At 70.5% G+C, this 25,558-nt stretch carries 24 protein-coding genes; 13 read left to right on the plus strand and 11 right to left on the minus strand.

The features are described from left to right. The first annotated feature begins 244 nt into the window (after positions 1–244). Both gabT and ACWIGU_RS40605 read left to right on the plus strand, forming a co-directional pair. Positions 245–1,579, plus strand: a complete 1,335-nt coding sequence (gene gabT, locus ACWIGU_RS40600) for a 4-aminobutyrate--2-oxoglutarate transaminase (RefSeq protein WP_356282200.1) — start codon at positions 245–247, stop codon at positions 1,577–1,579. A gap of 271 nt (positions 1,580–1,850) precedes the next feature. Then, the gene (locus ACWIGU_RS40605; protein ID WP_454406851.1) at positions 1,851–2,531 is read left to right on the plus strand and encodes a phosphatase PAP2 family protein; all 681 of its coding nucleotides are present in this window, start codon (positions 1,851–1,853) and stop codon (positions 2,529–2,531) included. Positions 2,532–2,549: 18 nt separating this feature from the next. Here the strand turns inward: ACWIGU_RS40605 and ACWIGU_RS40610 are convergent, their stop codons facing one another. From ACWIGU_RS40610 to ACWIGU_RS40640, 7 genes are all read right to left on the minus strand, one after another. Beyond that, entirely contained in the window at positions 2,550–3,017 is a 468-nt protein-coding gene (locus ACWIGU_RS40610) for a hypothetical protein (protein WP_454406852.1), read from the minus strand. Positions 3,018–3,159: 142 nt separating this feature from the next. After that, positions 3,160–4,587: an NAD(P)/FAD-dependent oxidoreductase gene (locus tag ACWIGU_RS40615; RefSeq protein ID WP_454406853.1), complete on the minus strand. Its 1,428-nt coding sequence runs from the start codon at positions 4,585–4,587 to the stop codon at positions 3,160–3,162. Between the two features lie 13 nt (positions 4,588–4,600). Next, positions 4,601–5,398, minus strand: coding sequence for an ABC transporter permease (locus tag ACWIGU_RS40620; RefSeq protein WP_356282189.1), 798 nt, complete (start codon positions 5,396–5,398; stop codon positions 4,601–4,603). After that, complete coding sequence (locus ACWIGU_RS40625; protein WP_454406854.1) at positions 5,398–6,330, minus strand: ABC transporter permease; 933 nt, start codon at positions 6,328–6,330, stop codon at positions 5,398–5,400. The genes ACWIGU_RS40620 and ACWIGU_RS40625 overlap by 1 nt, the downstream gene beginning before the upstream one ends. Further along, a complete protein-coding gene (locus ACWIGU_RS40630; RefSeq protein ID WP_454406855.1) occupies positions 6,327–7,499 on the minus strand; it encodes an ABC transporter ATP-binding protein in 1,173 nt (390 codons plus the stop codon). The genes ACWIGU_RS40625 and ACWIGU_RS40630 overlap by 4 nt, the downstream gene beginning before the upstream one ends. Before the next feature lie 48 nt (positions 7,500–7,547). Then, complete coding sequence (locus tag ACWIGU_RS40635; protein ID WP_454406856.1) at positions 7,548–8,795, minus strand: ABC transporter substrate-binding protein; 1,248 nt, start codon at positions 8,793–8,795, stop codon at positions 7,548–7,550. A 70-nt stretch (positions 8,796–8,865) separates the two neighbouring features. Beyond that, positions 8,866–10,395 (minus strand): gamma-aminobutyraldehyde dehydrogenase, encoded by a 1,530-nt coding sequence (locus ACWIGU_RS40640; RefSeq protein WP_454406858.1) that lies wholly within the window; start codon positions 10,393–10,395, stop codon positions 8,866–8,868. 206 nt (positions 10,396–10,601) lie between these two features. On the opposite strand from ACWIGU_RS40640, the gene ACWIGU_RS40645 reads away from it, so the two are divergent. After that, positions 10,602–11,228, plus strand: coding sequence for an NADAR family protein (locus ACWIGU_RS40645; RefSeq protein ID WP_454406859.1), 627 nt, complete (start codon positions 10,602–10,604; stop codon positions 11,226–11,228). Positions 11,229–11,253: 25 nt separating this feature from the next. Here ACWIGU_RS40645 and ACWIGU_RS40650 read toward each other — a convergent pair whose 3' ends face one another. Then, the gene (locus tag ACWIGU_RS40650; protein WP_454406948.1) at positions 11,254–12,225 is read right to left on the minus strand and encodes a DUF4190 domain-containing protein; all 972 of its coding nucleotides are present in this window, start codon (positions 12,223–12,225) and stop codon (positions 11,254–11,256) included. Between the two features lie 110 nt (positions 12,226–12,335). On the opposite strand from ACWIGU_RS40650, the gene ACWIGU_RS40655 reads away from it, so the two are divergent. The 4 genes from ACWIGU_RS40655 (at position 12,336) to ACWIGU_RS40670 (ending at position 15,991) form a co-directional block, all read left to right on the plus strand. Then, the gene (locus tag ACWIGU_RS40655) at positions 12,336–13,397 is read left to right on the plus strand and encodes an adenosine deaminase (RefSeq protein WP_454406940.1); all 1,062 of its coding nucleotides are present in this window, start codon (positions 12,336–12,338) and stop codon (positions 13,395–13,397) included. Positions 13,398–13,418: 21 nt separating this feature from the next. After that, positions 13,419–14,099 carry a glycerophosphodiester phosphodiesterase gene (locus ACWIGU_RS40660; protein ID WP_454406860.1) on the plus strand — a complete coding sequence of 227 codons (681 nt, stop codon included), beginning with the start codon at positions 13,419–13,421 and terminating at the stop codon, positions 14,097–14,099. A 172-nt stretch (positions 14,100–14,271) separates the two neighbouring features. Further along, complete coding sequence (locus ACWIGU_RS40665) at positions 14,272–15,414, plus strand: serine hydrolase domain-containing protein (protein WP_454406861.1); 1,143 nt, start codon at positions 14,272–14,274, stop codon at positions 15,412–15,414. 187 nt (positions 15,415–15,601) lie between these two features. After that, complete coding sequence (locus ACWIGU_RS40670; protein WP_454406863.1) at positions 15,602–15,991, plus strand: hypothetical protein; 390 nt, start codon at positions 15,602–15,604, stop codon at positions 15,989–15,991. A 24-nt stretch (positions 15,992–16,015) separates the two neighbouring features. Here ACWIGU_RS40670 and ACWIGU_RS40675 read toward each other — a convergent pair whose 3' ends face one another. Next, the gene (locus ACWIGU_RS40675) at positions 16,016–17,173 is read right to left on the minus strand and encodes a polyamine ABC transporter substrate-binding protein (RefSeq protein WP_454406941.1); all 1,158 of its coding nucleotides are present in this window, start codon (positions 17,171–17,173) and stop codon (positions 16,016–16,018) included. A gap of 232 nt (positions 17,174–17,405) precedes the next feature. Further along, the gene (locus ACWIGU_RS40680; RefSeq protein WP_453777138.1) at positions 17,406–18,845 is read right to left on the minus strand and encodes a gamma-aminobutyraldehyde dehydrogenase; all 1,440 of its coding nucleotides are present in this window, start codon (positions 18,843–18,845) and stop codon (positions 17,406–17,408) included. Positions 18,846–19,026: 181 nt separating this feature from the next. Between ACWIGU_RS40680 and ACWIGU_RS40685 the strand changes: the two genes are divergently transcribed. The 6 genes from ACWIGU_RS40685 to ACWIGU_RS40710 all read left to right on the plus strand — a co-directional run bounded on the left by ACWIGU_RS40685 (position 19,027) and on the right by ACWIGU_RS40710 (position 24,710). Further along, positions 19,027–19,524: an Lrp/AsnC family transcriptional regulator gene (locus ACWIGU_RS40685; RefSeq protein WP_100595184.1), complete on the plus strand. Its 498-nt coding sequence runs from the start codon at positions 19,027–19,029 to the stop codon at positions 19,522–19,524. Further along, entirely contained in the window at positions 19,509–20,888 is a 1,380-nt protein-coding gene (locus ACWIGU_RS40690; protein ID WP_329569844.1) for an aspartate aminotransferase family protein, read from the plus strand. Before ACWIGU_RS40685 ends, ACWIGU_RS40690 begins: the two co-directional genes overlap by 16 nt. A 194-nt stretch (positions 20,889–21,082) precedes the next feature. Next, positions 21,083–21,829, plus strand: a complete 747-nt coding sequence (locus ACWIGU_RS40695) for an ABC transporter ATP-binding protein (protein WP_454406864.1) — start codon at positions 21,083–21,085, stop codon at positions 21,827–21,829. Beyond that, a complete protein-coding gene (locus tag ACWIGU_RS40700; protein ID WP_454406865.1) occupies positions 21,811–22,977 on the plus strand; it encodes a hypothetical protein in 1,167 nt (388 codons plus the stop codon). Before ACWIGU_RS40695 ends, ACWIGU_RS40700 begins: the two co-directional genes overlap by 19 nt. Positions 22,978–23,130: 153 nt before the next feature. Next, positions 23,131–23,538, plus strand: a complete 408-nt coding sequence (locus ACWIGU_RS40705) for a VOC family protein (protein ID WP_454406867.1) — start codon at positions 23,131–23,133, stop codon at positions 23,536–23,538. Positions 23,539–23,570: 32 nt separating this feature from the next. Further along, positions 23,571–24,710 (plus strand): LOG family protein, encoded by a 1,140-nt coding sequence (locus ACWIGU_RS40710; protein WP_454406868.1) that lies wholly within the window; start codon positions 23,571–23,573, stop codon positions 24,708–24,710. A gap of 21 nt (positions 24,711–24,731) precedes the next feature. On the opposite strand, the gene ACWIGU_RS40715 is transcribed toward ACWIGU_RS40710, so the two are convergent. Next, on the minus strand, positions 24,732–25,553 hold the full coding sequence (locus ACWIGU_RS40715; RefSeq protein ID WP_454406870.1) for a maleylpyruvate isomerase family mycothiol-dependent enzyme: 822 nt from the start codon (positions 25,551–25,553) through the stop codon (positions 24,732–24,734). Positions 25,554–25,558 lie beyond the last annotated feature (5 nt).

Consider the following 25,558-nt stretch of genomic DNA (forward strand, 5'->3'; position numbering starts at 1 on the left):
GGTCCGTCCGTGCTCAGCGCCTCGGTCCGGCCTCAATCTAGTCGCAGGACCAAGGGAGTTCACCGACTACGCGCCCTGCGGGCTCGTAGGTGGCGGCGCACCCAAGTGTCCACTGTGGACAACATCCCTCCCGGACACCACCCCGATGGAGCATGACCGCCCCCCGACCCCGCACCTAACCTGCGAGGGAACCCCCGCATCAACCCGGCGAAACCGGGCCCGAACACAGAACCAGGAGCCCCGCATGAGCGCAGTCCCGCAGGAGCGCCGCGTCGTCACCGCCATCCCCGGTCCGAAGTCGCAGGAGCTGCAGGCCCGACGTGCCGCCGTGGTCGCGGCCGGCGTGGGCTCCACGCTGCCGGTCTTCACCGCCCGCGCCGGCGGCGGCATCATCGAGGACGTCGACGGCAACCGCCTGATCGACTTCGGTTCCGGCATCGCCGTGACCTCGGTCGGCGCCTCCGCCGAGGCCGTCGTGCGCCGCGCCTCCGCCCAGCTGCAGGATTTCACCCACACCTGTTTCATGGTCACGCCGTACGAGGGATACGTCGCCGTCGCCGAGGCGCTGGCCGAGCTCACGCCGGGTGACCACGCCAAGAAGTCCGCGCTGTTCAACTCGGGCGCCGAGGCCGTCGAGAACGCCGTCAAGATCGCCCGTGCGTACACCAAGCGCCAGGCCGTCGTCGTCTTCGACCACGGCTACCACGGCCGTACGAACCTGACGATGGCGCTGACCAGCAAGAACATGCCGTACAAGAACGGCTTCGGCCCGTTCGCGCCCGAGGTCTACCGCGTGCCGGTGGCTTACGGCTACCGCTGGCTGACCGGCGCGGAGAACGCGGGCGCCGAGGCCTCCGCCCAGGCGATCGACCAGATCACCAAGCAGATCGGCGCCGACAACGTCGCCGCGATCATCATCGAGCCGGTCCTCGGCGAGGGCGGCTTCATCGAGCCGGCGAAGGGCTTCCTGCCCGCGATCCGCCAGTTCGCCGCGGACAACGGCATCGTCTTCGTCGCGGACGAGATCCAGTCCGGCTTCTGCCGCACCGGCCAGTGGTTCGCGTGCGAGGACGAGGGCATCGTCCCCGACCTGATCACGACCGCCAAGGGCATCGCGGGCGGCCTGCCGCTCGCCGCCGTGACGGGCCGCGCCGAGATCATGGACGCCGCGCACGCGGGCGGCCTCGGCGGCACCTACGGCGGCAACCCGGTGGCCTGCGCCGGTGCGCTCGGCGCCATCGAGACCATGAAGGAGCTCGACCTCAACGCCAAGGCGAAGAACATCGAGGCCGTCATGAAGGCCCGCCTCGCGACCATGGCCGAGAAGTTCGACATCATCGGCGACATCCGTGGCCGCGGCGCGATGATCGCCATCGAGCTCGTCAAGGACAAGGCCACCAAGGAGCCGCACCCGGCCGCCGCCGCCGCGCTCGCCAAGGCCTGCCACGCCGAGGGTCTGCTGGTCCTCACCTGTGGCACCTACGGCAACGTGCTGCGCTTCCTTCCCCCGCTCGTCATCGGTGACGACCTGCTCAACGAGGGCCTGGACATCATCGAGACCGCGTTCGCGGGCGTCTGAGCCGCGACGGCGACTCCAGGCAACGGTCAGGGCGTGTGAAGAACGTGTGCGGGGCCGATGACGGGTTGCTGTACCCGCTGTCGGACGCCCACGCCCTGCCGTACGGTTCCTGCAGATGAGAGAAACACCCCGCCCACAGGGGACTGTGGGCGAAACCGGGACGGAGCCTCCCCAGCCCCGCCCTGGTCGTGCCCTCGCGCACACACCCGGAGCTTCCGGCTCCGGAACTCCTCACCGATCGGATGGCCGCCCGCCCCAGACCCCCCGGGGCGTGCGGCAAACCGATCAGATCGGCCGCCTCGGAACTACCCCCCCTGTTCCGGGGCGGCCGACCGTTTTCCGCTGGGCCGCCGTTCTGAGCGCCCTGCTCTTCCTCTTCCTCACCTGGCAGATCGCCGTCGGCGGTGCGCTGCGCCGCGCGGACGAACGCCTCGGTGACGCGATCGGATCCAGCCGCCTGCCGAACCGGGCCGCCGAACTCCTCGCCGACCTCGGCAGCGTCGCCGTCGCCCTCCCGGTCCTCGCCGCCGTCCTCGGCTACGCCGCCTGGCGCGCACGTCGCGACGGCGCGCCCCGCTGGTGGAAGCCCCCGGTCACCGCCGCGCTGACGATGGCCGCCGTCCCGCTCCTGGTCGTCCCGGTCAAGGACACCGTCGCCCGGACGGGCCCGGCCGTGATGGGCCCCGGCACCGGCTTCTACCCGTCGGGCCACGCGACGACGGCGGCGGTCGCGTACGGCGCCTGCCTGCTCCTCCTGCTGCCGTACGTGCGCGGCGCCTACGCGCGCCGCGAACTCGTCATCGGCTGCACGGCCCTGAACGCGGCCGTCGGCCTCGGTCTGGTGCGGCGCGGCTACCACTGGCCGCTGGACGTCGTCGGCGGCTGGTGCCTCTCGGTGGTCCTGCTGTACGTCATGTGCGCGGTGTGGGCGGGCCGGGCGCCCCGCGGCTGACCCGCCCGGCCCATCGGGCTACTCGTGGATGTCGTCCCGGGCGAGCTGCGCGGCCGCCTCGTGCATCGCCAGCTCCAGGACGGTCGGGTCGGTGAGGGTGCCCGAGCCGTCGGGCGGGATCAGCCAGCGGACCCCGCCGGCGGCGCGGCCGGGAAGGGGATGCGGCACGACGATCCAGGTGCCGCGGCCCGCGCCGCGCACCCCCGTGCCGAGCCAGCGGGCGGCCGTGCCGGAGGGCACGAAGAAGCCCATGCGGGCGTCACCGAAGTCGGCGAGCACGGGGCCCGGCCGGTCGATGACACGGGTGAGCACGTCGAGCGTCGGATAGCCCAGTTCGCCGGTAAGGATCAGTACGTCCCAGAGCCTGCCCGCGGGAAGGAGCGCGACCCCGAGGGGGTTGCGCTCCCATTCCCAGCGGCAGGCGTCCGGGTCAGGTGCCACGGACGCCAGCCACTCGACCGCCGACTTCGCCCCCGAGCCAGTCATGGCGGGACCTCCTCTTCCTGGTACGCAGTTGCCGAAAGCTGTGCGTGTCACCAGGAAGAGGAGGCCGGGCCGCGAGCATTACGCGGGTTCTGCCCACCAGTTGTTCCGGGCTTGTCGATCCGGACCGGTGGTTCGGGACGTGTCAGCTGTCGAAGCCGAGCCCCGCCTTGTCCATCGCCTTCAGCCACAGGTTGCGCCGGCCGCCGTTGTCGTCGGCGCGCGCCAGGGACCACTTGGTGAGCGCGATCCCGGTGTAGGCGAACGGCTCGGGCGGGAAGGGCAGCGGCTTCGTGCGGACCATCTCCAGCTCCGTACGCTCCGTGCGCTCACCGGAGAGCAGGTCGAGCATCACGTCCGCGCCGAAGCGGGTCGCGCCCACGCCGAGGCCGGTGTACCCGGCGGCGTACGCGACGCGGCCCTTGTGGGCCGTGCCGAAGAACGCCGAGAAGCGGGAGCACGTGTCGATGGCGCCGCCCCACGCGTGACTGAAGCGCACCCCCTCCAGCTGCGGGAAGCAGGTGAAGAACTGGCCGGCGAGCTTCGCGTACGTCTCGGGCCTGTGGTCGTACTCGGCGCGTACCCGGCCGCCGTACGGATAGATCGCGTCGTAACCGCCCCACAGGATCCGGTTGTCCGCCGAGAGCCGGAAGTAGTGGAACTGGTTGGCCGAGTCGCCGAGGCCCTGGCGGTTCTTCCAGCCGATGGAGGCCAGCTGGTCGTGGTCGAGTGGCTCGGTCATCAGCGCATAGTCGTAGACCGGGACGGTGTACGAGCGCACGCGCTTGACCAGGGACGGGAAGACGTTCGTGCCGAGCGCGACGTGCTGGGCGAAGACGCGCCCGTAGGGGGTGCGGGCCGCGGTCCCGGCGCCGGACGAGGAGAGTTCGAGCGCCGGGGTGTGCTCGTAGAAGCGCACGCCGAGGTCGAGGCAGGCCTGCTTGAGGCCCCAGGCGAGCTTGGCGGGGTGCAGCATCGCGACACCGCGCCGGTCGTACAGGGCGCCGAGAAAGGTCGGCGAGTCGACCTGTTCGCGGGTCGCGTCGGCGTCGAGGAGCTCGGTGCCGCCGGCGAGGCCCGCCTCGGTCAGCTCCTGGTGGAATTCCCGGAGTTCGGTGACCTGGTGCGGCTCGGTGGCCACGTCCAGCTCGCCGGTGCGCTCGAAGTCGCAGTCGATGGAGTAGCGGGCGACCGCCTCCTCGATCGCGTCGAGGTTGCGGTTGCCGAGCTCCTCCAGTTTCGCGATCTCGCCGGGCCAGCGGGCCAGCCCGTTCGCGACGCCGTGCGTCAGGGAGGCGGCGCAGAATCCTCCGTTGCGGCCGGACGCCGCCCAGCCCACCTCCTGCCCTTCGAGCAGGACCACGTCGCGCCCGGGGTCGCGCTCCTTGGCGAGGAGCGCGGTCCACAGGCCGCTGTAGCCGCCGCCGACGACGAGCAGGTCGCAGTGTTCGTCGCCGGTGAGCGCCGGCTGGGCCCCGGGCCGGCCGGGGTCGTCCAGCCAGTAGGACAGCGGCTTGGCGTCCGCCAGTGACTTGATCCAGTCGGTACCACGGTTCATGGCACGTGCGGCCATGATTTCAACTCCCTCAAACTGCCTTGTTCTTTCGCTTGCCGATCAGCATGGCGGCAAGGACCAGCAGCACGGCGACGATGAACATCGTCGTACCGATGACATTGATCTGCACGGGCGTACCGCGCTGCGCCGATCCCCAGACGAACATGGGGAAGGTCACGGTCGAGCCCGCGTTGAAGTTGGTGATGATGAAGTCGTCGAAGGAGAGCGCGAAGGCGAGCAGCGCGCCCGCGGCGATGCCCGGCGCGGCGATCGGCAGGGTGACCCGTACGAAGGTCTGGACGGGACCGGCGTAGAGGTCCTGGGCGGCCTGTTCGAGGCGCGGGTCCATCGACATGACGCGTGCCTTGACGGCCGTCACGACGAAGCTGAGGCAGAACATGATGTGGGCGATGAGAATCGTCCAGAAGCCCAGCTGCGCGCCCATGTTGAGGAAGAGCGTGAGCAGCGAGGCGGCCATGACGACCTCGGGCATCGCCATCGGCAGGAAGATCAGCGAGTTCACGGCGCCGCGGGCCCGGAAGCGGTAGCGGACCAGGGCGAAGGCGATCATCGTGCCGAGGACGGTGGCGCCGATCGTCGCCCACAGGGCGATCTGGAGGCTCAGGGACAGCGAGCCGCACATGTCGGCGACGCCGCACGGGTTCGTCCACGCGTCGAGGGAGAACTGCTGCCACTCGTAGTTGAAGCGCCCCTTCGGCTTGTTGAAGGAGAACACCGTCACGATGACGTTGGGCAGGAGCAGATAGCCGAGGGTGACCAGACCCGCGATGACGACGAGATTGCGGCGCAGCCAGCGTACGAAGGGCATCAGACCAAGTCCTCCGTTCCAGACCGGCGGATATAGACGGTGACCATGATCAGGATCGCGGCCATCAGGATGAAGGAGAGCGCCGCCGCCGTCGGGTAGTCCAGGATGCGCAGGAACTGCGTCTGGATGACGTTGCCGACCATGCGGGTGTCGGTGGAGCCGAGCAGGTCCGCGTTGACGTAGTCACCGGCGGCGGGAATGAAGGTGAGCAGTGTGCCGGAGACGACACCCGGCATGGAGAGCGGGAACGTCACCTTGCGGAAGGTGGTGGCGGGCGAGGCGTACAGGTCGCCCGCCGCCTCGTGCAGCCGGCCGTCGATGCGCTCCAGCGAGGTGTAGAGCGGCAGGATCATGAACGGCAGGAAGTTGTACGTGAGTCCGCAGATCACGGCGAGCGGGGTCGCGAGGACGCGGTCGCCGTCCGTCATGCCGATCCAGCTCGTGACGTCCAGGATGTGCAGGGTGTTCAGCGTGCTGACGACCGGGCCACCGTCGGACAGGATCGTCTTCCAGGCCAGCGTGCGGATCAGGAAGCTGGTGAAGAACGGCGCGATGACGAGGATGAGGACGACGTTGCGCCAGCGTCCCGCGCGGAAGGCGATGAGGTAGGCCAGCGGGTAGCCGAGCGCCAGGCAGAGGATCGTGGCGGCGCCCGCGTAGAGCACCGAGCGCAGGAACTGCGGCCAGTAGTCGTCGAGTGCGTGCCAGTAGGTCGCGAAGTGCCAGGTGACCTTGAAGCCGTCCTCCAGGGAACCCGTCTGGATCGACGTGGACGCCTGGTAGACCATCGGCAGGGCGAAGAAGACGACCAGCCAGAGCAGTCCCGGCAGCAGCAGCCAGTAGGGGACGAGACGGCCGCGCTTGCGGGGCCTGCGGGGTGTTTCGGCCGGGGCGTCGAGCGCCGCCTCCGGCGTCTTGGTGACGGTCGTCATGCGGCGGCGTCCTCCTCGACCTTCGCGGCGCCCGCCGAGCCCGTTGTTCCAGCAAGCATGGACTGGGCGGCGTCGAGGCCAAAGGTGTGCGCGGGGTTCCAGTGCAGGACGACCTCGGCACCGGGGGTGAGCCGAATGTCGCGTTCGATGTTCTGGGAGTAGACCTCGAAGGCGTCGCAGAGCGGGCTGTCGACGACGTACTGCGTGGAGACGCCGATGAAGCTGCTGTCGGCGACACGGCCGGTGATGCGGTTGCGGCCGTCGGGTATGGAGCCCGCGTCATCGGCGTGGGTGAGGGAGATCTTCTCGGGGCGCACCCCGACGAGGACCTTCCCGCCCGTGGTGGCGGCGGCCGTACAGCGGGCGGCGGGCAGTACGAGCTTGCCGTCGCCGGCCTTCAGGGTGAGGTCCTCGCCGCTGCGGCCGGCGACCTCGGCCTCGATGAAGTTGGACGTGCCGAGGAAGTTGGCGACGAACGTGGACCCCGGGTTCTCGTACAGGTCCGCCGGGGCGCCCAGCTGTTCGACGCGGCCCGCGTTCATCACGGCGACCGTGTCGGCCATGGTCATGGCCTCCTCCTGATCGTGCGTGACGTGGATGAACGTGATGCCCACCTCGGTCTGGATGCGCTTGAGTTCGAGCTGCATCTGGCGGCGCAGCTTGAGGTCGAGGGCGCCGAGCGGCTCGTCGAGGAGCAGCACCTTGGGGTGGTTGATCAGGGCGCGCGCCACGGCGACGCGCTGCTGCTGGCCGCCGGAGAGCTGGTGCGGCTTCTTGCGGGCCTGCTCGCCGAGCTGGACCAGGTCGAGCATCTCCCCGACCTGCTTCTTCACGGACTTGATGCCGCGACGGCGCAGGCCGAAGGCGACGTTCTCGAAGATGTCGAGGTGCGGGAAGAGCGCGTACGACTGGAAGACGGTGTTCACGGGGCGCTTGTAGGGGGGCAGCGCGGTGACGTCCTGGTCGCCGAGCATGACCGTCCCGGAGCTGGGCTCCTCGAGCCCGGCGATCATCCGCAGGGTCGTGGTCTTGCCGCAGCCCGAGGCGCCGAGGAGGGCGAAGAAGGAGCCTTGCGGCACGGTCAGGTCCAGCGGATGGACGGCGGTGAAGGAGCCGTAGGTCTTACTGATCCCGGCAAGGCGGACGTCGCCGCCGTTTTCTGTCGTCATGGTGCAGTCCAAGGAGTCGAGGGGGCGGGGGGCTCGGTGCTGCGGGTCTCACGCGCCGGTGAGCTGGGCGAACTTCTGTTCGAACGCCGTCTCTTCCTTGGAGGTGAGAGAGCGGAAACCGTGCGCCTTGGCACTCATGGTCTTGTCGGGAACGATCAGCGGGTCGTTCGCGATGCTCTTGTCGATCTTGGCCAGTTCGGGCTTCACGCCGTCCACGGGCGTCACGTAGTTGATCCAGGCGGCGACTTCGGCGGCGACCGGCAGCTCGTAGTAGTAGTCCATGAGCTTCTCGGCGTTCGTCTTGTGACGGGCCTTGTTGGGGATCAGCATGTTGTCGGTCGACGAGATGTAACCGGCGTCGGGGATATGGAACTTGACGTCCGGGTTGTCCGCCTGGAGCTGGACGATGTCGCCCGCCCAGGCGAGACAGGCCGCGAGGTCGCCCTTGCTCAGGTCGGCGATGTAGTCGTTGCCGGTGAAGCGGCGGACCTGCTTGCTGTCGACGGCCTTCTGCATCCGGGCCATCGCCGCGTCGAAGTCGTCGGACGTGAAGGTGCCCGGGTCCTTGCCCATGTCGAGCAGGGTCATGCCGACGCTGTCGCGCATCTCGGAGAGCAGGCCGACCTTGCCCTTGAGCTTGGGGTCGTCGAGCAGCTGCGAGACGGAGGTGACCTCTTTGCCGTTCGTGGCCTTGGAGTTGTACGCGATGACCGTGGCGATGCCCTGCCACGGGTACGAGTAGGCACGGCCCGGGTCCCAGTCGGGGCTGCGGAACTGGGCGGACAGATTCGCGTACGCGTGGGGCAGGTTGGCCGGGTCGAGCTTCTGCACCCAGCCGAAGCGGATCAGCCGGGCGGCCAGCCAGTCGGTCAGGACGATGATGTCCCGGCCGGTGTCCTGGCCCGCCGCGAGCTGCGGCTTGATCTTGCCGAAGAACTCGACGTTGTCGTTGATGTCCTCGGTGTACTTGACCCTGATCCCGGTGCGCTTGGTGAACGCCTCCAGGGAGGGCCGGTGCTTCTCGTCGTCGCTGAGGTCGATGTACTCGGTCCAGTTGGAGAAGTTGATCACCTTCTCGTCGGCCGAGTGGTCCTCGGACGAGACGCCGCCCTGGCTCTTGCTCGCCGCGGGGATGCCGCAGGCGCTCAGCGCCCCGATCCCGCCGACGGCCAGCGCGCCGCCCGCGGAGGCGCGCAGCAGGGAACGGCGGGTCATGGCCGCCCTGCCGCTCTGGAAACTGCGCCGCATGGCGGCGAGTTGTACCGGGGACATGCTGTCGGGCTCGTACTGCTCCATGCGCTTGGTTGCCCTTTCGGGAGGGTCCCTTACGGGAGAGGGTGCGGCCGCCCCGAGGGCGGCCTGACGACTATCGGTCCCCGAAGATCGTGCGGTGCCAGTGCTTCCGGGCGACCGCCGTGTTGTCGAACATGACGTGCTTGATCTGCGTGTACTCCTCGAAGGAGTAGGCAGACATGTCCTTGCCGAAGCCGGACGCCTTGTAGCCGCCGTGCGGCATCTCACTGAGGATCGGGATGTGGTCGTTGACCCAGACACAGCCCGCCTTGATCTCGCGGGTGGCGCGGTTCGCCCGGAACACGTCCCTGGTCCAGGCCGAGGCGGCCAGGCCGTAGGGGGTGTCGTTGGCGAGGCGGATGCCCTCGTCGTCGCTGTCGAAGGGCAGCACGACGAGCACCGGGCCGAAGATCTCGGCCTGGACGATCTCGCTGTCCTGGGCGGCGTCCGCGACGAGGGTCGGCCGGTAGTACGCGCCCTGCTTGAGGTCGCCCCGGGGGATGACGCCGCCGGCGACCACGCGCGCGTAGGAGCGGGCCCGGTCGACGAATCCGGCGACGCGGTCGCGCTGGGCGTGCGAGATCAGCGGACCGAGGTCGGTGTCCGGCGCGAACGGGTCGCCGACCCGGATGCCCTCCATGAGGTCCGCGACGCCCTGCACGAAGGCGTCGTAGAGGGGGCGCTGCACGTACGCGCGCGTGGCGGCTGTGCAGTCCTGGCCCGTGTTGATCAGGGCGCCCGCGATCGCGCCGTGCACGGCGGCCTCCAGGTCGGCATCGTCGAAGACGACGAACGGCGCCTTGCCGCCCAGCTCCAGATGCAGCCGCTTCACGGTGGAGGTGGCGATCTCGGCGACGCGCTTGCCGACGCCCGTCGACCCGGTGAAGGAGGTCATGGCGACGTCGGGGTGTCCGACGAGGTGCTCGCCGGCGTCCCTGCCCGCGCCCGTGACGATGTTGACGACACCGTCGGGGATGCCCGCCTCGGTCGCGGCCTGCGCGAACAGGAGGGAGGTGAGCGGGGTCAGCTCGGCGGGCTTGAGCACGATGGTGTTGCCTGCGGCGATCGCCGGAAGGACCTTCCAGGCGGCCATCTGGAGCGGGTAGTTCCAGGGAGCGATGGACCCGACGACACCGATGGGCTCACGCCGCACGTACGAGGTGTGGTCGCCGCTGTACTCGCCGGCGGACTGGCCCTGGAGGTGCCGGGCGGCGCCCGCGAAGAACGCGGTGTTGTCGACGGTCCCGGGGACGTCGAACTCGCGGCTCAGCTTGAGGGGCTTGCCGCACTGCAGAGACTCGGCCTGCGCGAGGTCCTCGGCGCACTCGGCAAGGACGCCCGCGAAGCGGTGCATCGCGTCGGAACGCTCGCCCGGCGTGGCGCCGGCCCAGCCGGGGAAGGCCTCGCGGGCCGCGGCCACCGCGGCGTCGACGTCCTCGGTGCCGGCCAGCTCGTACGTGTAGACGTCCTGGCCGGTGGCCGGGTCGACGACTGCGTGGGTGCGGCCGGATGTGCCCTTGGTGAGGCGGCCCGCGATGTACTGGGCGCCTTCGGCGAACCGGTCCTGGGCCTGGAAGCGGGTGCTGTTGCCAGGGTTGTGCATTATCGCTCTCCTCCGCCAAAGCCCCGTCCCGCGAGGCCGGCGTAGCTCCAGCTCGATTTGAGTGCCGATCCTGACAGAGGCGATGTACTGCAACAAGTGATTCCGTTGTTGCCTTTTGGTTACGCGACGGAATCTGTCGACCAGGTGTCGAGTCCCCCTGAAAAACCAAGGACGGAGTGTCCGTGGTGCGTGCCAGACTCGCGTGCATGGGGAAGATCGACAAGCTTGAGGGGAACGCGACCATCCACGATCAGGACTCGCTGGTCAGGGCGGTGGAAGCGGGTGTACGGGTCAAGTACCTGCACTTCTGGGGGCACACACCGCGGGCGGACGGCACGGTCGGGGCGAGTTGCCTCAGTCAGTGGTGGCCGGCGCCGTTCACGGTGGACGACGTCGAGTACGCGACGGCCGAGCACTGGATGATGGCCGCGAAGGCCCGGCTGTTCGGGGACGCGGAGGCCGAGCGCAGAGCCGTCGGGGCGGCGCATCCCTCGCAGGCCAAGAAAGCGGGGCGCCTCGTGCGCGGCTTCGACGAGGACGTCTGGGCGCGCGAGCGGTTCGGGATCGTCGTCGAGGGCAGCGTGCACAAGTTCGCGGCCCACGCGGATCTGCGGGAGTTCCTGCTCGGGACGGGCGAGCGAAGCGAGAGGGGGGTCCCCCCGGCCGAAGGCTGGGGGAGGGTCCTGGTCGAGGCAAGCCCGCTCGACCGCGTGTGGGGCATCGGGCTCGCGGCCGACGCGGAGGCGGCCGCCGATCCGAGACGGTGGCGCGGGCTCAACCTGCTGGGGTTCGCGCTGATGGCGGCGCGTGAGCGGCTGGCGGACCGGGCCTGACGGCCCGGCCCCCGTTGGCGGTGTCCTACAGAGTGGCGGAGTAGCCGCTGTCGTCGCTGCTGTCGCTGTCGCTCGACGAGTCGCTGTAGGCGATGACGAAGAACATCATGACCAGCGCGAGCACCAGACCGCCGATGCCGCAGATCAGTCCGGCCAGGGCCTGGCCCCGGTTGGTGGCCTCGCCCCGGCTCGCCTTCGCGCGGCCGATCGCGCCGAAGATGATGGCGAGGATGCCGACGATGATCGCGATCGGCCACAGGATGAAGGCGGCGGCCGAGATGATCCCGAGCGTCAGAGCGGCGACGCCCATGCCGTTGGCGGGTTGCGGCTGCATCCCCGGCCAGCCGTAGCCGGGAACGCCGTGGGCCGTCGAGCCCGGACCGGTCGCCGCGTGCCGGCCGTAGCCGTAGCCGTACGGGGCGGCCGGGTAGCCGTACTGCATCTGCCCCGGCCCGTCGGGCGAGACGGGCGGCGGGGGCACGGGCTCACCGGGCGGCGCGAAGGGGTTGGCCCCCGGCGCCCAGGGGGCCCCGGCCTGCGCCGCCGGATAGCCGGGGGGCATGCCGTAGGCGGCACCCGGCGGCTGGGCGTGCGGGTGCGGGCTTTGCGGCTGGTATGGCTGGTGCGGCTGTTGTGACCAGCGGCCGGGGGCCGTCGCGGCGCCCGGGGAGGGCGGGGCGAACGGGTTGTACGGCTCGCTGGGCGACGTGGGTGCAGAGGGCGCGGCGAAGGGGTCCACCTGCGTTTCCGCGTGGGACGGCGGCGCGAACGGGTTCACCGGCGCCGGAGTGACCGGCCCGGCCTCCTGTGCCGCATCCCCCGGCACGGCGTCCCGCGGGCCCGTCTCCGCCGGAGCCGCCCACGGGTCCGGTTCCCGCTTCCCCAGGGACACCCTGCCCCCAGGCTGATCCCCCGGCCCCCGCTCCGGCGCGGCCGCCGAACCGTAGCCACCCTCAGCGCCCTCGGCGCCCTCTCTGCCCTCTGTGTCCTCGGACATCGCTCGCTCGTCCCCCTTCTTCTCCCACCCGGACGTCCCGTCATGCTACGGCCGCCGCCAGGTCGCGTCCGTGGCCCGCCTACGATGACTGCGACCCACCCGATCAGCCGATCATCCAAGTTCCTGGGGAGGAATCCGTGACCGATCTGCATGCCTTTATCGCCGGACTGCCAAAGGCAGAACTGCATGTGCACCATGTCGGCTCGGCGTCCCCCCGGATCGTCTCCACGCTCGCGGCCCGCCACGCGGACTCCAAGGTCCCGACGGACCCCGAGGCGCTGGCCGACTACTTCACGTTCACGGACTTCGCGCACTTCATCGACGTGTACCTCTCGGTCGTCGACCTCGTGCGCACGCCGGAGGACGTCCGCCTCCTCACGTTCGAGGTCGCGCGGGACATGGCCCGTCAGAACGTGCGGTACGCCGAGCTGACCATCACCCCGTACTCCTCCGTCCGCCGCGGCATCGACGAGTACGGCTTCATGGAGGCGATCGAGGACGCCCGCAAGGCGGCCGAGGCCGAGTTCGGCACCATCCTGCGGTGGTGCTTCGACGTCCCCGGCGAGGCGGGGCTCGAGTCCGCCGAGGAGACCGTGCGGCTCGCGACCACCGACACGATCCGTCCGGAGGGCCTCGTCTCCTTCGGGCTCGGCGGGCCCGAAATCGGCGTGCCTCGGCCCCAGTTCAAGCCGTACTTCGACCGGGCGATCGCCGCGGGCCTGCACTCCGTGCCGCACGCCGGCGAGACCACGGGCCCCGGCACGGTCTGGGACGCCCTGGTCCACCTCGGCGCCGAACGCATCGGCCACGGCACGACGTCCGCGCAGGACCCGGAGCTTCTCGCCCACCTCGCCGAGCACCGCATCCCGCTCGAGGTCTGCCCGACGTCGAACATCGCGACGCGCGCCGTGAGCACCCTGGAGGAGCACCCCATCAAGCAGTTCGTCGACGCCGGGGTCGTCGTCACGGTCAACTCCGACGACCCGCCGATGTTCGGCACGGACCTCAACAAGGAGTACGCCGTCGCCGCCCGCCTCCTCGGCCTCGACGAGCGGGGCGTGGCCGCGCTCGCCAGGAACGCGGTGGACGCGTCGTTCCTCGACGAGCCGGGCAAGGCCCGTATCGCCGCGGAGATCGAGACGTACACGGACACGTGGCTCGCCGGGGCCTGACCGGCTGACCACAATGGGGCCATGCATACCGTGACTGCCGTGGCCCACCGGGGCGACCCCTACCGCGTCCGTGAGAACACCCTCGCCTCCCTGCGCTCCGCACTGGAGCAGGGGGCGGACGCGGTCGAGATCGACGTCCGGCTGACCCGCGACGGCGTGCCCGTGCTGCTGCACGACTCCACTCTCAAGCGGCTGTGGGACCACGACCGCCCGCTCTCCGCGCTCTCGTACGACGAGGTGCGCGGCCTCACCGCGGGCGGCGTGCCCACCCTCGAACAGGCCATGGAGGTACTGGCCGAGCGGCGGGTGATGGTGGACCTGCCGGGCGCGGACGCGCGCGCGGTCCGTACGGTCGTCGGGGTCATCCGGGACTGCGGCGCCGACGAGCGTGCCTACTACTGCGCGGGCACGGAGACGATGCTGTCGGTGCGGCGCGCGGACCCGGCCGCCGAGATCGCGCTGACGTGGACGACGCTGGCCCCGCCGCGGCCCGGGGTGCTCGAAGCGGTCAGGCCGGCCTGGCTCAACTACCGTTTCCCGCTGGTCAGTCGGGAGCTGGCGGCCCATGTGCACCGCCAGGGCCTGCTGGTCTCCTCGTGGACCCCGGACACGAAGTCGGCGATGCGCCGCCTCCTCGACCTCGGCGTCGACTCGATCACGACGAACCGCATCGACGTGCTGTGCGGGCTGCGCGGCAACTGACCACCCGCACCACGGCCCTAGGGGTGAACCCCGACAACTTCCTTCGCTCCGGGGCCGGTTGACCCTGGCCGACTCCAGGGGAGGCGCCCTCCTCACCGACGATCCGGAGCTCTTTCGGCCCCCGCAGGATGGTCGTGTCCGCAGGACCGCCTCACCTCACCAGGAGCGCCGCATGCCCGCACGCACCCGCCGTACCGTCCTTGCCTGCGCCCTCGTCCTCGGCCTCGCCGCGGGCCCGCTCGCCGTACCGGCCCTGGCGGACGCACCCGCCCGCGCGTCGGCCGCGGCGGACCGCCCGGACGCGGCCGCGCTGCGCGAGGCGATCTCCGGGCTGCCGGATGCGGACGCGACTGCCGCGCTCGTGCGGGTCGGCGGCACGGACGGCACGTGGCGCGGCAGTTCCGGCGTGCGTGACCTGGCCTCGGGCCGTGCCGCGCTCGACGGCGGCCGGTTCCGCGCGGGCTCGACGACGAAGGTCGTCACGGCGGCGGTCGTGCTCCAGCTCGCCGCCGAGCGCCGCGTGAGTCTGGACGCGCCGGTGCAGCACTATCTGCCGGACCTCTTCAAGGGGAAGGGCTTCCGGCCCATATCCGTACGCCGGTTGCTGAACCACACCAGCGGCATCCAGGCCGGTGACGGCTTCGGCGACGATTTCGAGGACGCCTGCGCGCACCGCTTCGACACCCTCACCCCGCAGGCCGTCGTGGCGTCGGCACTCGCGAAGGGACCGTCGTTCGACCCGGGCGGGCAACAGCAGTACCTCAACATCAACTACACGGTTCTAGGCATGCTGATCGAGAAGGTCACGGGCCACACGTACGCGGACGAGGCCACCCGGCGCGTCCTGCGTCCCGCCGGGATGCGCGCCACGTCGTTCCCCGGCGCCGACCCCGTGATCCACGGCCCGCACAACCGCGGCTACCAGCTGGACGGCGGCCGGTTCGTCGACGTGACCGAGTGGAACCAGTCCGACCGGTGGGCGGCCGGCGACATGATCTCCACGACGGCGGACCTGGAGCGGCTGCTGCGGGCGCTCTTCCGCGGCCGGCTCGTGCCCGCGCCCCAGCTCAAGGAGATGTTCACGGTGCCGTCGGACGTGCCGGGGGCGACCATGAGCGCGGGCCTCCAGCGCATCGTGGCCGGCGGCTCGGTGTACTGGGGCAAGTCCGGATCCCGCTACGGGTACGTGACCGGGGTCGCCGCGACCCGCGATCTGTCACGGACCGTGGTCTACTCCGTCGGCGCGACGGACGCCAAGGGCGACGCGATGAATCCCGTCGCCGAGCGGATCATCATGGCGGCGGTCAAGGGCTGACCGGCCCGCGAGTACCCCGTCCGTGCGGTGCTGACCCGTTCGAGTGGCGCATCTCACGGGACCCCTTTAGCGTCGGAACGAGCACCACGGGGCCCAGGGCCCCCCGATCTGCCGGGAGGGTACTTTGAGGAGCAAAACACTGAAGACGGCACTCACACTCTGTGCGGCCGGCACCCTCGCAGCAGCCATGGTTCCGGCCTCAGCGTCCACCGCGGCGCCGAAACCGCAGCAGAAGAACACCGACACCGTGCTCGTCGACTGCACCTGGCACCCACAGGTGCGGCCCACCGACTTCATGCTCGCGTGCGGGGACGGCAACAGCCTCCTCACCTCGCTCAAGTGGTCGCATTGGGGCACGTCCACGGCGATGGCCACGGGTACGAGCGTGGTCAACGACTGCAAGCCGTACTGCGCGGCGGGCAAGTTCCGCTCGTACCGCGTCACGGTCCGCCTCGACCGGCCGGAGTACTGGACCAAGCACCAGGACCGCCGGCACTACTCGCGCATCACGCTCACCTACCCGCAGGGCCACCCGGCCGCGTCCCATCGGGTCATGACCACGCCCCTGTGGAACTGACGGCGCCGGAACCGGCCGGCCCTCTCACAGCCCAGCGATCGCGTTCCACCGCTTGGCGAGTTCCGGGCGTTCCTTCGACGTGATGTCGCGCGCGATGGCGAGCCGCGCGCGCATCGTGTCGTCGGGGAAGATCAGCGGGTCCTCGGCGAGGGCCGCGGTGTCCTTGTCCTTGGAGCCGGCGAGGATCTCGCGGGCGGCCGGCACAGGGCTCACGTAGTTGACCCAGGTGGCCAGCTCGGCGGCGACCTCCGGCCGGTAGTAGAAGTCGATGAGGCGCTCGGCGTTGCGCTTGTGGTCGGCGAGGTTGGGGATCATCAGCGACTCGGCCCACAGCTCACCGCCCTCCTGGGGCACGACGAACTCGATGTCCGGGTCGTCGGCCTGGAGCTGGATGACGTCACCGCTGTAGGCCTGGCAGGCGAGGACGTCGCCGCTGGAGAGGTCCTTGATGTAGTCGTTGCCGGTGAAGCGGCGGATGTGGTGGCTCTTGACGAGCTTCTCGACCTGGTCGCACACATGGTGGAAGTCGTCCGGGGTCCACCGGGTGATGTCGACGCCGTTGCCCTGCATGAGCAGCGCGAACGACTCGTCGAGCCCGGACAACAGGGTGACCTTGCCCTTGAGGTCGGCCGCCCACAGATCGGACACGTGCCTGATCTCGCGTCCGACCCTGCGCTTGTTGTACGCGATGCCGGTGATGCCGGACTGCCACGGCACGGTGTACTTGCGGCCGGGGTCGAAGTGCGGTGAACGCAGCAGCGGGTCGAGGTACTTGGTCACGTGGGGCTGACGGGCGCGGTCCATCTCCTGGACCCAGCCGAGCGTCACGAACTTGGCGCACATCCAGTCGCTGATGACGATGAGGTCCCGGCCGGTCTTCTGATGGTTCATCAGGGACGGGCTGATCTTGCCGAAGAACTCGTCGTTGTCGTTGATCTCTTCGGTGTACTTGACGTCGATCCCGGTCTGCTTCCGGAACGCGTCGAGCGTGGGCCGCTTCGACGGATCGTCGTCGTCCACGTCGATGTAGAGCGGCCAGTTGGCGAAGACGAGCCGCTTGTCGCTGCCGGACCGGTCGGTCGCGGCGCGGTCTCCCGGCGCGACGTAGGCGGCGGGCACACCGCACCCCGAGGCGAGCGCGCCGACCGCGGCGGCCGTGGCGCCACCGCCCAGGGCACGCATCAGGGAACGGCGGGACAGGGACGGCTTGGGGTTCCTCGGGGTCGCTCGCACCTGTGCAGGATGCCCGCGCCCGGCGGACCCGGACAATGGACGCTGCGTCGAGCCGACGGGGTGAGAGCCGACACACTGTCGATCACCCGGCGCCCGCCGCGCCGCAGCGCCCCCGGACACGCCGCCGCCCCCGCGCGGCCGGAGCCACGCGGGGGCGGTGGGAGCGGATCGGTGCCGCTGATCAGCCCTCGATCGACGTCATGACGTGCTTGATGCGCGTGTAGTCGTCGAAGCCGTACGCCGACAGGTCCTTGCCGTAGCCGGACTTCTTGAAGCCGCCGTGGGGCATCTCTGCGACCAGCGGGATGTGGGTGTTGATCCAGACACAGCCGAAGTCGAGGATCTTGGACATGCGCATCGCGCGCGCGTGGTCCTTCGTCCAGACCGAGGAGGCCAGCGCGTACTCCACGCCGTTCGCCCACTCGACGGCCTGCGCCTCGTCCGCGAAGGACTGGACGGTGATGACAGGGCCGAAGACCTCGTTCTGGATGATCTCGTCGTCCTGCTTGACGCCCGAGACGACGGTCGGGGCGTAGAAGTAGCCCTTGTCGCCGACGCGGTGGCCGCCGGCCTCGACCTTGGCGTGCGCCGGGAGGCGCTCGATGAAGCCGGTGACCTGGGCGAGCTGGTTCGGGTTGTTGAGGGGCCCGTAGAGCACGTCCTCGTCGTCCGGCTGGCCGGTCTTCGTGTCGGCCGCCGCCTTGGCGAGGGCCTGGACGAACTCGTCGTGGATGGACTCGTGGACGAGGACGCGGGTGGCGGCGGTGCAGTCCTGGCCCGCGTTGAAGAAGCCCGCCACCGAGATGTCCTCGACGGCCTTGGCGATGTCGGTGTCCTCGAACACGACGACCGGGGCCTTGCCGCCGAGCTCCAGGTGGACGCGCTTGACGTCCTTGGCGGCGGACTCGGCGACCGAGATGCCGGCGCGCACGGAGCCGGTGATGGAGGCCATCGCCGGGGTCTTGTGCTCGACCATCGCGCGGCCGGTCTCGCGGTCACCGCAGATGACGTTGAAGACGCCCTTGGGGACGATGGAGCCGATGATCTCGGCGATCAGGACCGTGGACGCCGGGGTGGTGTCCGACGGCTTCAGGACGACCGTGTTGCCCGCGGCGAGCGCCGGGGCGAACTTCCAGACGGCCATCATCATCGGGTAGTTCCACGGCGCGACCTGGGCGCAGACGCCGATGGGCTCGCGGCGGATGATCGAGGTCAGGCCCTCCATGTACTCGCCGGCCGAGCGGCCCTCGAGCATGCGCGCCGCACCCGCGAAGAAGCGGATCTGGTCGACCATGGGCGGGATTTCCTCGGACCGGGTCAGACCGGTCGGCTTGCCGGTGTTCTCGACCTCGGCGGCGATGAGCTCCTCGGCCCGCTCCTCGAACGCATCCGCGATCTTGAGGAGGGCCTTCTGGCGCTCGCTGGGCGTGAGGTCGCGCCAGGCCGGGAACGCGGCCTCGGCGGCGGCCATGGCGGCGTCCACATCGGCGTCGCCGGACAGCGGGGCGGTCGCGTACGCCTCACCGTTGGCCGGGTTGACCACCTCGGTGGTCCGTCCGTCGGCGGCGTCCCGGAACTCACCGTCGATGTAATTGCGCAGACGACGCAGCTCGCTGGTCACTGAGGCGGCCCTCCTGGTCGGATGTCCATTGGATGAGATACCACCCTAATCCGTAGTCCCACGCTTTCAACACCCCCCACCGCGCCAGATCTGCGAAATCCGTGAACTTCGAGCCCTCAAACAACGGATTTCATCGATCGGGGCTTGCGGAACTGTCGACTCCTCGTGCATGGTGGGGGACGTGGCCAGTCGCAGCGCAGACCCAAAAGGATCGAGGAACGGCACCGGCACCCCGCCTCTCGACGCCGTTTCCCTCGCCATCATCGAACAGCTCCAGGAAGACGGCCGTAGGCCGTACGCAGCTATCGGCAAGGCCGTCGGCCTCTCCGAGGCGGCCGTGCGACAGCGCGTCCAGAAGCTGCTCGACCAGGGCGTGATGCAGATCGTCGCCGTCACGGACCCGCTCACCGTGGGCTTCCGACGCCAGGCGATGGTCGGCATCAACGCGGAGGGTGACCTCGATCCCGTCGCCGAAGCGCTGACAGCCATGCCGGAAGTCGAGTACGTGGTCATGACCGCAGGCTCGTTCGACCTCCTCGCGGAGGTCGTGTGTGAGGACGACGACCAGCTCCTGGACGTCATCAACAAACGCATCCGGACCCTTCCCGGCGTGCGCTCCACCGAGAGCTTCGTCTACCTCAAGCTCAAGAAGCAGACCTATATGTGGGGAACCCGATAGCCGTGAGCAAGGACCTCAGCCGAACCGCGTACGACCACCTGTGGATGCACTTCACCCGCATGTCGTCGTACGAGAACGCGCCCGTTCCCACCATCGTGCGTGGCGAGGGCACTTACATCTACGACGACCAGGGCAAGAAGTACCTCGACGGGCTCTCCGGCCTGTTCGTGGTGCAGGCCGGCCACGGACGCAGGGAGCTCGCCGAGGTCGCCGCCAAGCAGGCGACCGAGCTGGCCTTCTTCCCCGTGTGGTCGTACGCCCACCCGAAGGCTGTGGAGCTGGCCGAGCGCCTCGCCCACTACGCCCCGGGTGACCTCAACAAGGTCTTCTTCTCCACCGGTGGTGGCGAGGCCGTCGAGACCGCCTGGAAGCTTGCGAAGCAGTACCACAAGCTCAACGGCAACCACACCAAGTACAAGGTCATCTCCCGCGCGGTCGCCTACCACGGCACCCCGCAGGGCGCCCTGTCGATCACCGGCCTGCCGGCCCTGAAGGCCCCCTTCGAGCCGCTGGTCCCCGGCGCGCACAAGGTGCCGAACACCAACATCTACCGCGCCCCGATCCACGGCGACGACCCCGAGGCCTTCGGCCGCTGGGCCGCCGACCAGATCGAGCAGGAGATCCTCTTCGAGGGCCCCGAGACCGTCGCCGCGGTCTTCCTCGAGCCCGTGCAGAACGCCGGTGGCTGCTTCCCGCCGCCGCCCGGCTACTTCCAGCGCGTGCGCGAGATCTGCGACCAGTACGACGTGCTGCTCGTGTCGGACGAGGTCATCTGCGCCTTCGGCCGCCTCGGCACGATGTTCGCCTGTGACAAGTTCGGCTACATCCCGGACATCATCACCTGCGCCAAGGGCATGACCTCGGGCTACTCCCCGATCGGTGCGACCATCGTCTCCGACCGGATCGCCGCGCCGTTCTACAAGGGCGACAACACCTTCCTGCACGGCTACACCTTCGGTGGCCACCCGGTCTCCTCGGCCGTGGCGCTCGCCAACCTCGACCTGTTCGAGCGCGAGGGTCTCAACCAGCACGTCCTCGACAACGAGGCGAGCTTCCTCAAGACGCTGCAGAAGCTGCACGACCTGCCGATCGTCGGCGACGTCCGCGGCAACGGCTTCTTCTACGGCATCGAGCTCGTCAAGGACAAGGACACCAAGGAGTCCTTCACGGACGAGGAGTCGGAGCGCGTGCTCTACGGCTTCGTGTCCAAGAAGCTCTACGAGTACGGCCTGTACTGCCGCGCCGACGACCGTGGTGACCCGGTCATCCAGCTGTCGCCGCCGCTGATCTCGGACCAGTCCACGTTCGACGAGATCGAGGGCATCATCCGCCAGGTCCTCACGGAGGCCTGGAGCAAGATCTGAGCCTGACGGCTCCCGCGGCCCGGCTGCGCCCATCCGAGTGAGATGGGGGCGGCCGGGCCGCGTCATTTCCCGACCCGCGCCGGCGAATACCTAGCGTGCCCAGTGACCGATCGGCCCTGCCTTCGTTCCCCCGTAAGGGGGACGGCTCGTCTTACGGCATTTCTGATCTGCAGTCTCTGAACGAGGTGTTCGCCATGGTGGCCCCGCCGGACAACGACGTGCTCTGGGCACGCGCCCTGCACTTCTCCCACAACGGCTCGCCCGCGCTGACCGGCGTTTCGCTCGGTGTCCGCGAGAGCGAGATCCTCGCCGTCACAGGACCGCGCGGCAGCGGCAAGACGACGCTCCTGCAGTGCCTCTCCGGCCAGCTCCTGCCGCAGCAGGGCGAGGTCTGGTTCAACAGCACCCCCGTGCACACCATGGGCCCGCTCGTCCGGGAACGGCTGCGCCGCGACCGCTTCGCCTGGATCGACCCCGAGCCGCACCTCGTGCCCGAGCTGAACGCCTGGGAGAACACGGCACTCGCCCTGATGATGCGCGGCGGCAGCCGCCGCGCCGCCAAGGCCTCCGCCCTGGAGTGGCTGGAGCGGCTCGACATCGGCATGTGCGCCCGCAAGCGCCCGCACGCCCTGCTCCAGTCGGAGCGCCAGCGCGTAGCCATCGCCCGCGCCCTGGTCACCGCGCCCTCCCTGCTCTTCGCCGACGAGCCCACGGCGCCCCTGCACCGCGCCGACCGCGCCCACGTCCTGCGCACCCTGATGGCCGCGGCCCGCTCGCACGGCATCACCGTCGTCCTCGCCACGCACGACACCGAGGTGGCCGCCCTGGCCGACCGCTCGGTGTCGCTCCTCGACGGGCGTCGCGTGAACACGGTCCATCTGCCCGGGGTACCCGGCGGCACCGACGCGGAAGGCCGGGCCGCGTGCTCGCTCTCCGTCTAGCCCGCCGGGGCCGGCCCGTCGTCCAGCTCCGCAGGCTCCTGGTCGCGGCCGCCTCGGCCGGCACCGGTTTCCTCCTGCTGTGCACGCTCGGCTACGCGATGGGCCATCCCGACGCCTCCACCGGATCCGTACTGCGCCTCGCCTGGTGCCTGGTGCCGATCGCCGCGACCGTCCACCTCGCCGTCGCCGTCGCCCGCACCGACCCGGGCACCCGGCCGCGTCCCGGCCTGTCCGCGGTCGGCCTGGGGCCTGCGCGCCTCACCCTCATCTCGGCGATCTCCACCGCGGTCGCCTGCACGCTCGGCTCGACGCTGGCGCTGCTGTTCTTCCTGCACCTGCGCGGCGACCTCTCCGGGCTGCCCTTCGACGGCGCCGCCCGCGGCCTCCTCGCCGCCGACCGGCCCCTGCCCGTGGGCGCCACCCTGACCCTGCTCGCCCTGGTCCCGCTCGCCGCGTCCGCCGCGTCCGCCGTCGTGCTGCGCCCGCGCGCCGTCAAGGCCGGCGAGCCGCAGCCGGATCCGCGCGATCCCGCCGCCCCGGTGCCCGCGCCGACCGGTCTGCCCTGGGGCGTGGCCCTGCTCGCTGCGGGCCTCGCCGTGGAGACGTACGCCTCCCGCGCGCACGGCACCGCGGGGTTCCCCATGCCGGGCGGTCTGGGCGGCAGCCCGGCAGGCGTGCTGGCCGGCTGGACGCTGACGGCCCTCGGCCTCGCGCTCGCGGGTCCCGGGCTCACGTACCAGTGCGGCCGGGCCCTTCAGGCGGTGCGGCCCGGAGCGGCGCGGCTCCTGGCGGGCCGGGTGCTCCAGGAAGAGGCCCGCCGCATCGGCCGCCCCCTGGGCGTGGTCTGCGCCGTGGCCTCCGGCGCGTACGCGGGGCTCACCCTCTGGTCGGGACGTCAGCCCGACCTCGGTCCGCTGTCCGCGCTCGGCGCCGTCCTCGTCATGGGCTGTACGGTCGCCACGCTCCTGACGGCCGCGATCGAGGCCAAGCACGCCCGCTCCGACACCATGGCCGCCCTGCTCCGGCTCGGCGCCCCCGCGAGTCTCCTGCGGGGTGCGGCCGGGCTGCGCGCGGCGGCACTGCTCGCCGTGTTCGGCCCGCTGACGTGGGTGGTCGCGGAACTGGCGGCGCTCCCGCTCGCCGCCTGAGCCGAAGGCCCGCACCACCTCCAGGGCCTTGCGTTCGGACATCGAAGGAAAGTGCGCGGCGGGCGATGAGTTACCGGTCGGCGGCCCGTCTAACTCTGCGTACGGCACAGCGACGCCGCACCGACACCAGCGAGCGAAAGAGACGGACCCGCCATGTACCAGCAGATGATCTTCCCGAACCTCGCCGTGAACGACCTCGACGCGTCGAAGAAGTTCTTCACCGAGCTCGGGTACGCGATCAACCCGCAGTTCTCCGACGAGACCGCCGCCTCCGTGGTGGTCAGCGAGCACATCGTGATCATGCTGCTCACCAAGGAGAAGTACGCCGGCTTCACCAAGAAGACGATCGTCGACTCGGCCAAGAGCACCGAGGTGCTGCTGTGTCTGAGCGCCGAGAGCCGCGAGAAGGTCGACGAGCTCGTCGACAAGGCGATCGCGGCGGGCGGCACCGAGACCGGCGAGAAGCAGGACCACGGCTTCATGTACGGCCGTGCCTTCGACGACCCGGACGGCCACACGTTCGAGATCATGTGGATGGACCCGGCGGTCGTCCAGGGCTGATCCCCGCCGGCCGCGCCGCCTAGCATGGGCGGGTGCAGACCCCTGAACCCGCCCCGCGCAGGCCCGCGATCCCGCACACGGACGCCGGCCATGAGATCGAGACGCTCGACGAGTTCGACGAGGTCGTGGCCGCGCACGGCTCACTCGCCGGGCGCCGCGTGCAGGCCGTCGACCTGACGGAGCGTACGGACGAGCTGCTCACCCTGGACGCCGAGGGCGCCGTCTTCCTCGGCTGTCCGATAGGGCCCGACGCCGCGGCCCGGATCCGCGCCACCGGCGCCCTCGTCTTCCCGCCGGTCCCCGGCCTCCCCTTCGACCCGTACCGGGGTCGTCTCTACTCCCCCGACGAGCTGTTCGCGGGTCTCGCGGAAGGCGGATACGAGTCGACGCCGGACGCCCGCGCGTACGATTGGTTCCAGCAGACCAAGGCCGACCGCGACGTCTTCGCGTCGATGCTGCGGGCCGTGCACGACGACTCCGTCTCCGACGCCCTCGACGAACTCCTCGCCGGCACAAGGGTGGTGGGGGTCATGGGCGGTCACGCGATGGCGCGCGGCACGGACGGGTACGCGGGCGCGGCACGGCTCGGCAGGACGCTCGCCAGGTCCGGGGTCACCGTCGCCACGGGCGGCGGTCCGGGCGCGATGGAGGCGGCGAACCTGGGCGCGTACGCGGCACGGTTCGACGACGGAATGCTGACCGAGGCGCTCCAGCTCCTGTCCGCCGCACCCTCGTTCACCCCGTCGGTCACGGCGTGGGCGTCGGCCGCCTTCGCGGTGCGCTCGCGCTGGCCCGGCGGCGGCGACTCGGTCGGCATCCCGACCTGGTTCTACGGCCACGAGCCGCCGAACGCCTTCGCCGGGCACATCGCGAAGTACTTCGCGAACGCCACCCGCGAGGACGGCCTCCTGGCCCGCTCGAACGCGGGCGTGGTCTTCCTGCCGGGCGCGGCCGGCACCGTCCAGGAGATATTCGACAACGCGACGCCCAACTACTACGAGTCCCGGGGCGAGCCCACCCCCATGGTCCTCGTCGGCCGCGCCCACTGGACGGAGCGCCTGCCCGCCTGGCCGCTGCTCACGTCCCTGGCCCGGGAACGCTCGATGGACGCGCGGATCACGCTGGTGGACACGGTGGAGGAAGCGGCGGACGCCCTCGCGAAGCTGGGCTGAGCAGAAGTCAGTCGGGCGGCCCTATCCGAAGGTCGCCCGCTCCAGCCAGAAGTCCAGCAGCTCCCGCTCCCCCAGGACCTCCACGCGTCCGCCGTCGAGGGGCGCGCGCCGGTAGAAGGCGAGCAGCACGTCGGTCAGCGGCCCCCGCAGCGCGACGGTCGCCTTCTCGTGGCCGCGGCGCCACGTGAAGCCGTCCTCACCGAGGTCGATCAGCCACTCGGCGTCGAGGCCCGCCGGAGTGCCGGTGGCGTGGAGGTGCAGGCTGCGGCCGGCGCCGCGCAGCTCCGCCGCATTGTCCGACGGGACGGCACGCTGGATGTACTGGACGATCTGCAGCCATTCGTCGACCGCGTCGGCCGCGATCTCGGGCACCACGTCGTAGTCGGTCTTCGCCGCGAGCGCCGCGTCCGCGCGGTGGATGACGGTCTCATGGGTCATGCGGCGGGCCCAGAATCCGGTGGAGTGCTCCCAGGCCCAGGTCCATACGGCTGTGTCCGGACCCGCGGCGCGCAGCGCGCCGGCGGTCAGCGCGGCCCCCTCCGTGAGCCAGTCGGCGAGGGCGGCCGGGTCGTCGCCGCCGGTGAAGTGCGGCACCTGCTCCTCCGAGACCGGACCGGCGGACCTGGTCCGCACGATCGTCTCGACCCAGCGGTGGGCGCGGCCCACATGGAGGGCGAGGTCGCGCAGGGTCCAGTCAGGACACGTCGGTACCGTCACCGAGAGGTCGGCGCCCGTCAGGTGGTCCGTCAACAGGGCGGTCTGGGCGATGATTTCGTCGCAGTAGCGGTCATGCGTCAGGAGTCCTGGAGCAGGTGAGGGCGCGAGTGCAGCGGTGTCGGTCATGTGCC

The organism is Streptomyces sp. NPDC055400 (assembly GCF_053644375.1).